Origin of the sequence: uncultured Mucilaginibacter sp. (assembly GCF_913773635.1) — a bacterium.
GTDB lineage: Bacteria > Bacteroidota > Bacteroidia > Sphingobacteriales > Sphingobacteriaceae > Mucilaginibacter.
This window is the reverse complement of record NZ_CAJYGQ010000010.1, coordinates 127,332-143,041: the sequence shown is the minus strand read 5'-3', so window position 1 is coordinate 143,041 and position 15,710 is coordinate 127,332. Positions and strand designations below refer to the sequence as shown.

General features: G+C 40.4%; 10 protein-coding genes. 7 read left to right on the top strand and 3 right to left on the bottom strand.

Features of this window, described 5'->3' with window-relative positions; all coding sequences use genetic code 11:
- Window positions 1–13 precede the first annotated feature (13 nt).
- Complete coding sequence (locus tag QZ407_RS12815; RefSeq protein WP_295771698.1) at window positions 14–3,211, bottom strand: TonB-dependent receptor; 3,198 nt, start codon at window positions 3,209–3,211, stop codon at window positions 14–16.
- A gap of 614 nt (window positions 3,212–3,825) precedes the next feature.
- Here QZ407_RS12815 and QZ407_RS12810 point away from each other — a divergent pair.
- The 3 genes from QZ407_RS12810 to QZ407_RS12800 are packed head-to-tail and all read left to right on the top strand — an operon-like array spanning window position 3,826 to window position 6,993.
- Entirely contained in the window at window positions 3,826–4,992 is a 1,167-nt protein-coding gene (locus QZ407_RS12810) for a glycoside hydrolase family 43 protein (RefSeq protein ID WP_295771696.1), read from the top strand.
- A complete protein-coding gene (locus tag QZ407_RS12805) occupies window positions 4,992–5,840 on the top strand; it encodes a glycoside hydrolase family 16 protein (RefSeq protein WP_295771694.1) in 849 nt (282 codons plus the stop codon). The genes QZ407_RS12810 and QZ407_RS12805 overlap by 1 nt, the downstream gene beginning before the upstream one ends.
- A 34-nt stretch (window positions 5,841–5,874) precedes the next feature.
- Window positions 5,875–6,993, top strand: a complete 1,119-nt coding sequence (locus QZ407_RS12800) for a glycoside hydrolase family 88 protein (protein ID WP_295771692.1) — start codon at window positions 5,875–5,877, stop codon at window positions 6,991–6,993.
- A 76-nt stretch (window positions 6,994–7,069) separates the two neighbouring features.
- Here QZ407_RS12800 and QZ407_RS12795 read toward each other — a convergent pair whose 3' ends face one another.
- The gene (locus tag QZ407_RS12795; protein ID WP_295771690.1) at window positions 7,070–11,095 is read right to left on the bottom strand and encodes a two-component regulator propeller domain-containing protein; all 4,026 of its coding nucleotides are present in this window, start codon (window positions 11,093–11,095) and stop codon (window positions 7,070–7,072) included.
- 244 nt (window positions 11,096–11,339) lie between these two features.
- Complete coding sequence (locus QZ407_RS12790) at window positions 11,340–12,452, bottom strand: alginate lyase family protein (protein WP_295771688.1); 1,113 nt, start codon at window positions 12,450–12,452, stop codon at window positions 11,340–11,342.
- Between the two features lie 385 nt (window positions 12,453–12,837).
- On the opposite strand from QZ407_RS12790, the gene QZ407_RS12785 reads away from it, so the two are divergent.
- The 4 genes from QZ407_RS12785 to QZ407_RS12770 all read left to right on the top strand — a co-directional run bounded on the left by QZ407_RS12785 (window position 12,838) and on the right by QZ407_RS12770 (window position 15,687).
- Window positions 12,838–13,563 (top strand): hypothetical protein, encoded by a 726-nt coding sequence (locus QZ407_RS12785; RefSeq protein ID WP_295771686.1) that lies wholly within the window; start codon window positions 12,838–12,840, stop codon window positions 13,561–13,563.
- A 172-nt stretch (window positions 13,564–13,735) separates the two neighbouring features.
- On the top strand, window positions 13,736–14,050 hold the full coding sequence (locus tag QZ407_RS12780) for a hypothetical protein (protein WP_295771684.1): 315 nt from the start codon (window positions 13,736–13,738) through the stop codon (window positions 14,048–14,050).
- Window positions 14,051–14,272: 222 nt separating this feature from the next.
- The gene (locus QZ407_RS12775) at window positions 14,273–14,797 is read left to right on the top strand and encodes a hypothetical protein (RefSeq protein ID WP_295771682.1); all 525 of its coding nucleotides are present in this window, start codon (window positions 14,273–14,275) and stop codon (window positions 14,795–14,797) included.
- A gap of 122 nt (window positions 14,798–14,919) precedes the next feature.
- On the top strand, window positions 14,920–15,687 hold the full coding sequence (locus tag QZ407_RS12770) for a hypothetical protein (RefSeq protein ID WP_295771680.1): 768 nt from the start codon (window positions 14,920–14,922) through the stop codon (window positions 15,685–15,687).
- Window positions 15,688–15,710 lie beyond the last annotated feature (23 nt).

Sequence of the window (15,710 nt, the reverse complement as noted above, 5' to 3'; positions counted from 1 at the left end):
AATGTTTTAGGAATTAAAAGGACATATTTAATCCAAAATTGACAATCTTGGTGGTTGGGATAACCGTAGCGGCGTAATTATATGTACCACCTACGATGTTATTCTCAGGGTCTACACCGTAAAATTTCGTCCAGGTGAGAAGATTCTGGCCGCTCACAATCAGGGTTAGGTTTGTTAGCTTTAAACGATTCAAAACCTTTTTTGGGAATGTATAAGCCAATTGTATGTTACGCAGCTTTATATAAGATGCATCCTGCAAAAAGTAGTCGTTTAGCGTCTCGTTAGGGTTTGGTGCCAGTCCGGGTCTCATGGCCGGCCATGTGGGGTTTGGATTTGTTGGCGTCCAGCGGCCTAACATAGGTTTGTAGTACTGATTTAAACCACCACCGTAAAATATAACGTTTGAGCTTACGTTGTCAACAGCATTAAACTGCACCGATAACTGAAACCCTTTGTAGCCTGCCTGCAGGTTTAAACCGGCGTTATATTCAGGAATGTTGGGATGCCCTATTGGTAATTGATCCAAACTTGTTATCTGTCCGTCACCATTGATATCCGCATATTTCAAGTCGCCCGGAATTGACTTAACGCTGGTTAAGTTATTAACCGGACTGTTGTCAATATCAGCCTGGTTAGCGTAGTAGCCTAACACATGATACCCAAAATAGGTACCAATTGGCGTTCCTGTACTTCTTAAATTGGGTATCTGGCCCGGCGCCTCATCCAAAACCTTACGGGTGTTGCGGGCAAACATAAAGTTACCTGATACTGAGTACGTGAATTTATGATCGCGGTTTTGATACATGGCCGAAAGTTCATAACCATGGTTCTTATTCACACCATAGTTGGTATTTGGCACCGTTGCACCGTAAGTACCAAAACTTGTGTTGTTACGGCTTATAAGTATGTCAGACCTGCGATCGTCAAATACATCGGCAGTGAAGTTTATCTTATCTTTCAGCAACGATATATCTAAACCAAGATTTCTTTTAACAGAAATTTCAAAGCTAACCATAGGGTTACCATATTGGGTTTGGGTGTATGTTGGCGCACTAAAAACGCTGCTTGGATTACCAAATGGCACAGATGTTCCGGCTCCAAAATTATCCTGGTAATAGAAGCGACCGGTGCCCGGACTCGGAATACCTACCCTACCAACTGAACCGCGTACTTTTAACAACGTTAACCAGTCAAACTTTTTCATGAACTCTTCATTGGCAATGTTATAACCAATGGTTGCAGCCGGGAAAAAACCATAACGGTAACCCGCGGCGTAGTTTTCTGAACCGTTATAAGTTGCGTTAGCCGTCAAAAAATATTTACTGGCGTAGTTGTATGTAACCTGAGAAATTATCCCTTGGTTAGCAAAAGGTGCGCTTGCGTTTACTGAACTTTGTAATTCGCGCTGCCCAATTACGTTTGCGCTTACTGCATGCTCACCAAAAGAACGGTTATAGTTTAAAAACAGTTGCAGGTTGGTTTTAGTGAAACCTGTGCGCGTGTATGCAGGTGCTCCTAAAAAGTCATTATATGACGTTGAATAAGGTGTAAGTGCCAATGTATTACGGTTTAACTCGTAATAACCCACGCTACCGCGCTGCAACTTCCCGGTATTGAAAGTGGCGTCGTAACCAAACTGGGCCTTGAATGATAAGCCCTTTGTTACAAAGTCAAGCTTTTGATTAAAAGTGAATATACTTTCTGCAACGTTTATATCGGTAAACGCGTAACCATTGTAAGTAAGGAATGCATAAGGATTTACGCTATTTGTACCCAACAAACTCATATTTACAATATGGTTGTAGGTATTATCAAGCGTTATAATACGCGGGTCAGATGAATTTGTATACTGAGGAAAAAACGGTAAACCCCACGAAGCAATTTTCAAAGATCTGCCTACCAAACCCTCAATACCATTACTTACAACACCCGATGGATCATTAAACTCACTCATACCGGCAGGGCTGTAACGATGCTCATTACGCCCGGCAAGGTTAACCTCAAAGTTAGTTGAGCTTGTAATATCGAAATTTACACGCGCCCTGAAATTATAACGGGTATAGCTTGGAGTGGTGCTGTAATTAAGCGGTGTTTTGAACTTCTTAAAGTTACCATCTTCAAATTGATGCCCAAATGAGGTAAAATACTTGATTTTTTGAGTACCGCCTGATACGGTTAGGTTTTGCTGGTTTTGCGACCATGAGTTACGTACCAACTCTGAGTACCAGTCAACATCCGGGTACAATAACGGATCGCCGGTTTTGTCTTTGAACTTTTGCAAATCGGCGTCGCTAAAGGTGCGGGTTTCACCCACATTTATCTGGCCTTCAGTGTAAACCAATGCACTTTCATACGCCCGAAGTATTTCAGGACGGGCCGTTGGACTAACAATACCTGTATTGGCAGTAAATGTAACTTTTGCAGGTCCTTCCTTGCCTCGTTTTGTAGTTATTACAAATACACCGTTGGCACCTTTCAAACCGTACAGAGCTGTTGACGCAGCATCTTTTAGTACATTGATACTTTCAATTTCATTAGGGTCAATATCACCAAAGCTGGTACGCTCAACACCATCAACAATAATTAGAGCTGTTGCTGTTGGAGACACACGACCACGGATGTAAAGGTTGGCTGAGTTGAAACCCGGACGGCCCTGCGATTGTTGTACTATAAGCCCCGGAACAACACCTGCTAAGGATTGAGTTACATTGGTTACCGGCGATTTCAATATCTCTTTACCGGATACCGTACTGATAGCTGCAGTAACATCACTTCTCCGTTGTGAGGTGTAACCGTTTACTACTACTTCGGTAAGTGAGTTTTGCTTTGATGTGAGTGTGATACTCAACGGCAGTGTGTTGCCTACGGTAATCTGTTTATCGTCAAATCCAATACTGGTTATTATCAAAACGGTGCCTTTGCCTGCATTGATGCTGAACTGGCCGGTTGCATCAGTTTGAGTACCTGTATTTGTGCCTCTTATTTTGACATTGGCTCCTACTATGGGTTGTCCGCTTTCGTCCTTTACAGTGCCCTTCACAGGTGTTGCAGCCTGAAAAAATGCGGTGGAGTTATGGGCAGTTTCACTTAATATTAAGTTCCCTGCCATCACTTGTTCGTTAGCACAAAGCAGCAAAGCAATGGCCGATGTGATAGCCGATGCACGCATGGTTAGCAAGTGGCGTGTACGCTTAAATTGATTTGGGTACATTTTCTTATCATAAGTTTAAATTGGTTAATAGAGTAACCGGCTGCGCTACGCGCAACTCAGGTTTGCTGCGGTACGTTTAGTAAGCGCAGCAGCGGTAAATAATTTTGCTTTACCTAACCGTTAAGCCTCATTATGTGCTTTACGAAGCATCAGGCTTAAAAAGAAATGTGCGGGATAAGCAAGGACTCGTATCCCTGAGAGTTCGATGTAAAGATTTTACCATAATTAAAGGTTGTTTGGTTTTAAATGATTAATTGGTGAAGCAAATTTGTCAAGTAATTGCTCATTAGTAGCCCCATAAATCAACCATTTAGGGGGTACTTTTTCGTCAAACCATACAAAAACGCTTTTTTTTAACGCCTTTATAACGTTATCACTCCCCAACTGCATGTCGCTTCAACTTGCATTCTATTGAAAGCTATTACACGTCAGCCCGCGAACTTAAAACAGGCAACAGCATATTACCAAATGAAATTTTAGTTAATGATGATGCAGTATTGGTTATCAGCGCAGTTTTAATACTTGCTCAAATTTTAGCACTTATATGATGGATTTACCCCCCCTGCAATTGGCTTAATGATGACAAATTGCTGCTCTCAAATTAATCTGTTTTTATGAACCTATCTAAAAGGACAAAACAACAATCTATTTTCATTTTACTTACAGCAGGCCTGCTCCTGGGCAGTATAAAAAGTTCTTACGCACAAACAAACACTTTTAAGCCCGGAGCCATATGGCCCGATAATAAGGGTACTCATATAAACGTGCATGGTGGCGGAGTACTTTATCAAAACGGAACCTATTATTGGTTTGGAGAACATAAAATAGAGGGAGATGCCGGCAATGTTGCCCACGTAGGGGTACATGCATACTCTTCAAAAGATCTGTACAATTGGAAAGACGAAGGAACAGCACTTAAAGTATCTGACGACAAAACCAGCGATATTGCTAAAGGCTGCATTTTGGAACGCCCGAAAGTGGTTTACAATCCTAAAACCAAAAAGTATGTAATGTGGTTCCATCTTGAGCTGCTTGGCAAAGGTTATGAGGCTGCCCGTACCGGTGTTGCCATTGCTGATAGGGTTACCGGCCCGTTTAAGTTTGTACGCAGCTACCGCCCAAATGCAGGTTATATGCCTTACTATCCTGCAGGAACGTTACAGTCTGCGCAGATTAATAAACTGAATCCGGCTAACAGAAGTGACAGTATTTTTATGCGCGATTTTCCTGGCGGACAAATGGCTCGTGACATGACCGTTTTTGTAGATGACGATGGAAAGGCTTATCACATCTTCTCATCTGAAGAAAACAACACTTTGCATTTGGCCGAACTAAGTGACGACTTTACAGCACATACCGGCAAGTTTGTACGCATTTATATAGGACAGCAAACTGAAGCTCCTGCCCTGTTTAAAAATAATGGCCGATATTATATGATAGGTTCGGGTTGTACAGGTTGGGCTCCTAACCCGGCTCGTTGGTTCTCGGCCAATTCAATATGGGGTCCGTGGAAGTATGAAGGTAATCCATGTGTGGGTGCCGGGGCACAGAAGACTTTTGGCGGTCAAAGCACGCATGTTTTGCCTGTTGAAGGTAAGAAAAATGCTTTTATCTTCATGGCCGATAAATGGATGCCTAAAAATGCTATAGATGGTCGTCATTTATGGTTGCCTATCACATTTAAAGGCAACGATATTGAAATTAAATGGCTTGATGAGTGGAGCCTTGATTACTTTGATAAACAAGCCGCACAAAACCAATCAAACGATAAGAGTAAGTAATGCTTAAATACATTATATCTGTTTTATTTGCAGCTTTTTACGGCGTATCGCATTCGAGAGCGCAAACTGTTAAATCAGACACGCTCGGTGGATACAAATTAGTTTGGGCCGATGAATTTAATTACAAGGGAGCACCCGATAGCAGCAACTGGAGTTATGAGCGGGGTTTTGAACGTAATGAAGAGGCCCAATGGTATCAGCCAGAAAATACCTGGTGCGAAAATGGTTTGCTTATAATTGAGGCAAGACGCGAAACGAAAACTAACCCCAACTATACACCGGGTAGTAATGAGTGGCGCAAAAACAGGGAGAAAGCTTACTACACCTCATCAAGCATAAAAACACGCCGCAAACAATCATGGCAATACGGCCGCTTTGTAATGCGTGGTAAAATTGACATTAGCAACGGCATGTGGCCCGCATGGTGGACGCTTGGCAATAAAGGCCGCTGGCCCGCCACAGGCGAAATTGACATTATGGAGTTTTACCGTAAAAAGTTGCTGGCTAATATGGTTTGTTTAGGCGAAAACAACAAAGATGAATGGGCCAGCCAAACCCGCAATATTGATTCACTGGGAGGTAAAACATGGGCATCCCGCTTCCATATTTGGAGAATGGACTGGGATGAGAAAACCATTGCCTTATATGTTGATGATATGCTGATGCTCAACGTTGATATTGACAAGATGGTTAATAAGGACGGTACAGGTGTCAACCCTTTTAGGCAACCGCATTACATGCTTTTGAATTTAGCAATTGGTGGCCAGCAGGGCGGAGATCCTTCAAACACAACATTTCCAAAACGCTTTGAGGTAGACTACGTAAGGGTTTATCAAAAATCGAAGTAAGAAGTTAATTATAAACTTAAATTAATACACCTACATGAAATTTTCAAAAACGGGACTTATTCTAACATTATTCACCGTTACAGGTTTGCAGGCCTTTTCGCAAAAAACCGCCTCTGGAAAGATCAAGGCCGAACAGGTAGTTAAAGATATGCAGCGCGTTGCCGATTGGCAAATTAATAAATGGAACACTGACGGCTATAAATATCCAAAAGTTGACTGGACTTTGGGCGCTTGCTATACCGGCATATTTGCGCTAGGAAACTTACCGAGTAACGAAAAATATCTGGATGTTTTGATAAAAATTGGGGAGGATAACAAGTGGAACACCGGCAAACGGCGGTTTTATGCCGATGACTATTGCGTCGCTCAAACATATTCACAATTATACTTGCGCTATAAAGAGCCTAAAATGATTACACCTTTCAGGGCTCTTGCTGATAGTATTGCTGCTCAACCTCATACCGAGCCCCTTAACTGGAAAAACAACATTGCCATGCGCGAGTGGGCCTGGTGCGATGCGTTATTTATGGGTCCGCCTGCGCTAAGCTACCTTACATTAGCTACGGGAGATCAAAAATACACCAATACCGCTATAAAACTGTGGTGGAAAACTACTGAGTTTCTATATGATCCTACTGAGAAGCTGTACTTCCGTGATGAAACTTATTTGAATAAAAAGGAACAGAACGGACAGAAAGTATTTTGGTCGAGGGGAAACGGCTGGGTTATGGCCGGTTTGGTACGCTTGCTGGAGGGCACACCTGCTAAACACCCTGACCGTAAAAAACTTGAGAAGCTTTATAAAGACATGGCCGGCCGTATTGTATCACTACAACAGCCCGATGGAAGCTGGCACGCCTCGTTACTTGATCCTGCAAGCTTTCCAATTAAAGAAATGAGTGGTACAGGTTTTTATTGCTATGCTTTGGCCTGGGGTGTTAACCATGGCTTGCTTAACAAAAAGGCGTATTGGCCTGCTGTTGAAAAGGCTTGGACTGCACTTACATCATCTGTTCATGAAAACGGAATGCTGGGATACGTTCAACCAATTGGTGCCAGCCCAGATAAGGTTGATGCAAGCAGCACCGAAGTATATGGCGTGGGTGCCTTTTTACTAAGCGGAAGCGAGATATATAAATACAACACTAAATAATCTTACACAACCTATCACTTACACAATTAAGCCCCTTGTTAGTAAACAAGGGGCTTTTACATTTCTGTACAATCTTTTAAAGATTTACCTTAACCTTCTTTTTAAATACTTTACGATTACGCTTTGCAAAGTCTGACGGTGTCATTTCAAACAGCTTGACAAACTGCAGCCTAAAGTATTTAGCGTTATTAAAGCCTGTTTCAAAGGCTACCTCATTGATATTATATTCGGTATTGATAAGCAATTCTGCCGCCTTACGCAGCTTTATAAGCCGTATAAAACCATTGATAGTATAGCCAGACATTGACTTCACTTTACGATACAGGTTCGAATGGCTCATCCCTATTTCAGATGCAAGTACTTTGATGCTGAAGTTAGGGTTAGTAATGTGCTTTTCAACTATAGTTATGCACTTCTGTAAAAAGTCTTTGTACTCTTCTGATATAGCAATATTATTTGATTGCAGGGTAACTTCATTATAAAAATAGCTGCGCAGATTATTACGTGTATTTAACAAATTGGCTACACGGGCTAACAGTAGCTCTTTTTCAAATGGCTTGCTTATGTAATCATCAGCACCACAATCCAAACCCTTCAATTTATTTTCTGATGATGAACTCGCCGTTAATAAAATTACAGGTATGTAACTGAGGGCTACGTCTTGTCGCAACCAGTCACACCACTCAATACCTGTCATACCAGACATCATCACGTCGCAAAGTACAAGGTCTGGCAATTTATCTTTCACCATAACCATAGCTTCCTCGCCGCTTGCAGCCTCATAAACAATATACTGTGGACTAAATACCGACTTTATATAACTTCGTATCTCGGCATCATCGTCAATTGTGAGTATAGCTTTACGGTCTGTAAAAATGTTTTCAGCCTTAAATTCCTCTCCGGCCTGAGATTCAGCTTCCACTATCAACTCCTCCCCTACTAATTCATTTATGAATGTGGCTTCTTGTTGGTGTGGTGTTACTATGAGTTCAGGAGCAAAATGATTTTTGCCTTTGAGTAAGGAAAGCGTAAAAGTAGTGCCCTGGTCAATTTTACTTGTATATGTCAGGTTACCATGATGTTCATCGGCAAATTGCCTGGCGAGGTACAATCCAATACCAAAACCTGCTTTCACGGGGCGCCCGTCAGTACGTGACTGGTAATACTTCTCGAACAAGCGTTCACCTTCCCTTTCAGGAATACCGCAGCCCGTATCAGAAACCTTTACTTCTACGCCTTCAGTATTCTCAAAAATGCCTATTGATACATTTCCGGCAGGCGGTGTAAATTTAATGGCATTTGATATAAGGTTGAATAATATGATCTCCAGCTTTTCACTATCCGCGTAGATCATTAACTCGTTGTCTTCGCTGGCCAAAAACTCATATTGTAACCCTGCAGATTTTGCTTGTTGCTTAAAGCACAAAAATACCTCATGACATAAACGATAAATGTTTACAGGTGCAACCCTTAATTGTACAGTACCTGAATCAGCCTTACGGAAAAGCAATAACTGATCAACCAAGCTGAGTAAGCGTCTGGCGTTACGGTAAACAATGTTTAAACCCTTATCATTAGCATCAAGCCGCAGCATATCACGAATTGGATTTATAATCAATGATATTGGGGTGCGAAACTCATGCGATATACTGGTAAAAAACTCCAACCGCTTTTCGTTAATTTCCCGCTCTTTTTCCTGTAATATCTTTTGTTTCTTAGCATCGGCCACGGCAAGCTTAACTTCATACTTTAACCGCGTTTGCTTTATACGGTACGAAATAAATATGTAAACCAACGATGCAAAAACTGCAGCATATAACAAATACGCCCACCAGGTTAGGTACCAAGGCGGTAAAACAATCAAATGAATGGAGACTTGCTTTTGTACCCAACGCCCGTCGCGGTTGGTACAGTTAACTTTAAAGGTGTATGTACCAGGAGCTAAGTTTGTATAGGTGGCACTGCGCACGTTTCCGGCGTTTATCCAGCCACGGTCCCAGCCTTCCATTTTATACCTGTAATTAATACGTTCGGCATAAGGATAATCAATTGCAGTAAAATCAAAGGTAAATATAGCCTTGTCATAAGGTACTTTTAATTCTGTTGCTTCGTTACTGGTGCGCTTGGTTATATACTGAGGCGATTGTGCAATAGGCTGATTATTTACCTTCAACCCCGCGAGTACAATATTAGGATCAGAACGGGTTTGGGATATATTTTCCGGATGGAAAACTGATAACCCTTTTATACTCCCAAAAGCAAGCTCCCCTGAGCTCAGCGCTAAAGAGGCATTAAAATTAAATTCATTTGTTGGCAAACCATCAGCCTGCGAATAAGTACTAAATTTTTGCTTTTTGATGTCGAAGCTCGACAACCCGTTATAAGTACTTATCCAAAGATTTCCATTCTTATCCTCCTGAATGTTTAGCACATGATTATTTCCCAAGCCATCATCAGTCGTATATTTTTTTACAATTTGTTTATTTTTCCTGTCAAACTGAATCAAACCTGCCTCAGTTCCTACCCATAAATTACCTTTACCGTCTTCAAAAATGGAGCGCACAGGTTTACCTATTTTATAACGCTCATACTCTTTATTCAGTAAATCAACTTTTATCAAATCCGTCCAGTCTCCTGCCCAGTACTGCCCCGCTTTGTCAGCTTTTAAAACCAGCAAATCGCGCAGGCTTTCATCGTATAAATCAAACCGGTTTGCTTGAGCGTTAAAAAGGTACAATCCGTTTTGTATCGAACCCGCCCATAGTCGGCCCTGCTTGTCGCTCTCCAATAGCCAAAAGGTTGAAGAGCGCTTGTTTTGCGGGTTAGTACCATAATATTTTTGAAAGCGGCCGGTGCTGCTTAGGTACTTGCCAATTCCGCCATCATAAGACGCTACCCATATGTTGCCGTTAACATCTTTTTTAATACTTGTTATAAAGTTACCAGGTAAAGAGCTTTCATCATTTGCATTATGCGTGTAATTGTTAAAATGGTTAGAGGATCGGTCCCATATGCTCAATCCACCACCATCAGTTCCAACCCATAACCTTTGAGGTGTTTCCTCAAGTAGCGACAGCACAAAATTGTTAACCAGGCTGTTTGATTGGGATGGGATATTTGAAACGTTTTTGAAATTTGCGATGTGCGGGTCGAGAATATTAATACCGCCCCGTAACGTCCCAATCCACTTACGCATCTCTTTATCGCAGTATAAAGCGGCAACGGCGTTACTGGTTAACGAGTGCGAGCCATTACCACTGGTAAGATAAGTGAAACGAGCCGTTTGCGTGTTTAAAATGTTGATGCCTCCACCATCTGTTGACACCCACAACTCGTTAGGTCCGCTCTTTATAATTGCGGTGAAGCGTTGGGAAGTTAGCTGACCAGCGCCAACATGGTATTGCTGTTCAACTTTATTAATGCTTGTGTTGAAACGGCTTAATCCGCCAGAATTTGCAATCCAAAGTAACTTACCATCAAACAGCATGCAGTAGGCCGAACGTATGCTTGCGTTTACTAACGTGAGTTTTTGCTTTTTGATGTCAAAGGTACAAAGACCCAAATTTTCAATAATAAGCCACAGCTTATGGTCACTCCCTATAGTTAGCGATGAGATGTTGTACCTGGTTGTGGATGGCAACTTAATTAAGCGCCCAGGATCTTTGCCATTGTTTGAAAACAAAACAAGTCCCTTATGCTCGGCAGAAACGAATACGTTGCCCAAGGCATCGGCTTTAATCTCTTTTATATTGCCTGTAACCGACGCTAAAGTTTCCCCATCAATATACTTCGCAGTACCAAACCTCCCTGATGCGGGATTATAAATACTTAAACCTTGCTGCGTACCAATCCAAAGGTGATACTGTGCATCTTCTGCAATGGTATTAACCCAGTTATGTATTAATGTGCTTGTATCTCCGGCGCGGCTTCTGAAAACTTTAAATTCATAACCGTCGTAACGATTTAAACCATCATAGGTTCCAAACCACATGAAACCATTATGATCTTGAAATATGCTGCGTACCGCACTGTTTGACAGGCCGTTTTCAATACCGAGGTAATTTATAACCGGCTTTTGTTGCGCAATGGCGCTAAAAATCAAAAAATAAAAGCTGCTTATTATAAACGCGCATCTCAAAACATTCAATAGCCTCATACACAAAACCCGAAAGTATTATAATTGGTTGGCGCAGTGTTAACAGCAAACCGCCATGACTGCTCATGACGGTGCGTATGTTAATTAATTAAGTTTGGTTTACAACACTGAACGTAATGCCAATATATGAAATTGTTTGCCGTTGAATGCACATCAAATGCATTTTTTGGATGATGTTGCAGGCTGCCAGTTAATTATAACCATTAAGCTTTACGGGCATCAATGTTGGGAACGTCCAGGCGTAATCATGTTTAGAATACATGATAGGACGGTGAGGTGCGATATATGCTTCAAAATTATCATTAGGATAAATATGGTGCATAGCTTCAAGCAGGTTAACCGGCCAAAATCCCACCGAGGTATACGTATTGCTGGTAACCGGGTTTTTAAACCACGTCCACTCTTCAGGATGTTGATTGTAGTATAGCAATCTTTCCAAAGCCTTTTTTACCGATGAGCCATCTTTTTCAAGCGTAAACAAGTTATCGCCGGTGGTATTGTATATTACCCACATAGAAGCGGTAAGCGGAGCGAGTGAAAAGTAGGTGTACCATATGCCATTACCCTGACGTTTAACCTCTTCAACCATATGACCATCTGGCGCAATTTTATTAAAAAGATCGGCTTTGATCATCTCGGTAGTTTTTTTTATGTCGGCCACATCGCCAATAAAACAATCACCTAAAACGGTTGCCAGTCTTGACCAATCTCCCGAATTATTATTGCGATACCGTATGCTGTGAGCCGCTTTTATAAAAACATTTTTTACCCAGTTAGTAAACAATGCCTTATCATTTGCCTTCCACCCTGAATATGGCTTAAGTAGTTCTGCTGCCATAAGCATAGCCGAACCCGAATAGCTCATTACTAATGATCCGTCAAGTTCTGAGTAGGCCTTATTGGTAGTTGCCCAGCTATTGAGAAAATATAGTGCCTTTTCGGCATATACCTTTTTATTGGTGAACTGCCAGGCCAACGCACAACTGTACGCGCTGAAAGCATCTACCTGTAAAGCTAATGATTTAGATTGATGCTCTTCTTTCTGCTGATAATAGCCCGGCACTTTAAAATCTTCAACTGCGTGGTTATTTACCAGCAAGGCACTATCAGCTTTTTGAATAAGTTGTTTGAAAGCCGAAAGATAAGGCTCCTTTTTAGCCCTAATTTGCTTTCTTACAAAATCGAGCTGTGCCTTAGGATGCATACCAGAAGGTTGCTCGGTAGCAAAACTCTGCATGGCGAAAACGATGAGCGTTAACATCAACGTCCTTTTAATTAGACCGCGTAAAAAATTAATCTTCATAATGAGGAATGGTATAAATGAAAGCCTTGGTAAGGACTTTTATAATAGGTTCTCAAAACTAAACAACGTAATAGCATTTGCATAACCCCTTACTGCTTTTGCCGAATTTGTAGACCCTAGTTGATGAGTTTGCATACCATAGAGCTTTGCAGGAATTAAAAAAATGCTATCGGATGGGTCATATTAACGTATTTGAATACTTGAGCTAACAACGCACAGTGCTTTTTATAAAAAGTATAATACCCATTAAAATATTTCAACAGCAACACCCAGGCTAATTTATTCAAACTATATCACTGAGGTGTGGTTTACTATGAACGTTTAATTTGTTTACTACATTAATGCCTTTAAATCTTGACGGCAAGTAAATGTAAAACTCAAATATATGCTCAACCTAAAAACAATTACCGTTATTATAGCACTTGCTATAATTCAAGCTTGCTCTACCAACCCTCCTAAAAGCGCTAAGCCCGAAATCAAACCAGCAGTTCGTGACACCGCCCCAACCAATAAAGAAATTGTAGAGAAGCGCCATGAAGGAAATTTTGCATTTGTTAAATATATTGACGACGGCGACTATTCTCAATTAATAGCAAGTGAGGATAAGTCGGCATGGAGCTTCATTAATAACGCAGACACCACCCGTAACCTAAATCGTGGCGACTTAGTTAAAATTACCTGGAAGGAAGGAACTATTACCATGGCGGGCGATGATGATGCTGAGGTGCCTGCTAAGTTGCTTATTTCAATAAAAAAGATCGGAGATGGTTCGGTATCAAAATTCAGGAAATTGTATTTAAAAAAAATAAAGTACACTTGGCCTACAACTGAAGATTACACCTCGTCTTACCTTGACCGGCTTTACTTAACAGCAGAATATTATTTAGCAACTACACAAAATTCATTACTGAAACAGGCTATTAACAATAAGCAGGATATAACTTACTCTATTGAGCCGCAGGAAAAAAATGGAAAAAGCTACACCATGTTAGGCCTTGCACCTGTTGGGCCAAACGGCAGTAACGTTGTGCAGTGGCTTTACATTGGAGATGAAAACGATAAACTTTATGAATATGATTTAGCAAATGACAATTTGGTTGAATACAAATAGTGTCATTCTCAACTTATCATCCATATAACACACCAGTAAGATGAATAGAGTTGTTAGTTTATATTGGTTACTGAGCTTAGTTACAAGTTTATTACTTTTTTTAGTATACAGGTTTTCTATTTCTAATATAACTACGCACGGTGAGGGTTTTTTATCATCCGTATTAGACATTTTGGATATCGTTCTGAACCTTGGTTATTCGGCAATTTTATTGACTGTAATGTTGCTTTCTTCATTTATTATTCTACTTAATAAACTCAGCGCAATCAGGGAAAGCTACAAACGCTCATTACTTACTTTTTGTGGTACACCCCTCATATTGGTAATTGTATTAATTACTATTTATTTTAAAGATGTTCGTAAAGATAATAGTGATATTATTATGCGCATGCTATGCTTTTCAGTCATCAACTTAATAGCCTCTATTTTGCTATTTGTATCCTTTAAAAGATCAATTATCAACAAGTCGGGGTATACCGACCTTTAAATAGTACCTAAACTAATTGAAATGTTTATTATTAATCATCACTCTTCCCCGGGCAAGAAGAATAGCAACAGCCACAATCTGCAATGCAAAATTCTTGAATTGACCATAACATGTCTTATTGTTACTTGCCTGGTTTTTACCTCTTGCAGCAACAACAGTAAACCCTCCGATCCAAAACAAACCGGCTATATAAAAAACATCAACAAGGCTACCGATACCTTAGTGTCTGAATCAAAATTACATGCCGACAACAGAGACTCCGTTGAAGTTATGGACGAAAAAGACATTTTATTGAATGGGAAACTGAAAAGGTACTTTTCATTAATAGATTTTAAAGCAAATTTTGGTGAGCCAGACAGTTCAAAACTTTTAAGCGATGTAGAGCCCTGTACATCAATATTTGAAGAGGCAGATGGCTCGGTTAATCCGCAAGCGAAATATTTGTATAAGAATGGTTCGAGGTTTGAAAATTCGGGCAATAAGGTTGCCATTGATGAGATAAACTTTGATGGTGGAGATCATATTTTATATAAAGGACATTTACTCAACAAGTCGACAACCATAAGCGATATAAAAGGACTTTTCCCTAACGCCATAAAACATATTGGTGAAATGGACGTGTTTGGCGAAGGTAAATTACAGGTGATACAATTGCGTGAAGATTACAACAATGTATCTGACGGACATGTAAAGATATTTTTCAAGAACGGTAAACTACATCTTTTGCACTGGTGGTTTCCTTGCTAAATTAAATGTGTATCCACTTTTCAAAATTTAAAATTGTGAAGATTTGTATAATTAATATAACCAATTTGCTTTTAACAGTAACAATGCTTTTGAGCGTAGGTTATGCAAAGACATTTAAGCTAATGTCTAAGAATGAAACCAAGCCATTTGGGTTGAGCATCCACTGTTCAAATGATGGTAAAGCTGCATTTGTTCAATACAATAAGCAAGCTGGGTACTTAGCGTTAAGACTGGAAAAATTCACCAAAAGCGTTTTAACAAATTCAAACAAGCAACCCGAAGGCTATTATTATGAGTGGAGTGAATTATTAGGAGACAAAATTACAGGAACATATGGAGTAGTTGAACAATCAGGTCGGGTAACAAGCGCCTGGTATTTGCGAGGTAAAGACGGCAAAAAATTCGAATTGATTGCTTACCAGCAGACGGAAGCTGATAACGAACTTCAAAAACTTTTATTACATGGTGTTATCATTTCCTTTACCACCAGCAGTTTAGATGAAACGTTTTCATTTAAATATGCTAACGGCAAGTCAATTACAACCGACTTTGGGTCATTAGACTCTCCCAATGCTATCCGATCTGCTTATGTTAAGGACTATAATTTTGATGGTTATGATGACATTGCATTTTCGTTACCTGATGCAGGCATGGGGGTTTATCAAACCTTTAACATATTTCTTTATAACCCATCAACAAAAGGCTTTAAACCCCTGCAAGAACCAAACGATGCGCGTGCTAAATGTACTTGTTTATGTGATGTAAGTATCAACCAGAAACAAAAGCTAATTTATACTTCTTGCCGCGGTGGTGCACGCTGGTGGCAGGACATTTACCAGATTAACAAAGACAATAAATTGATATATGTGCGATCAGCCGAGAAACGCTAGGCATGTGTCATTGTAATCAATAA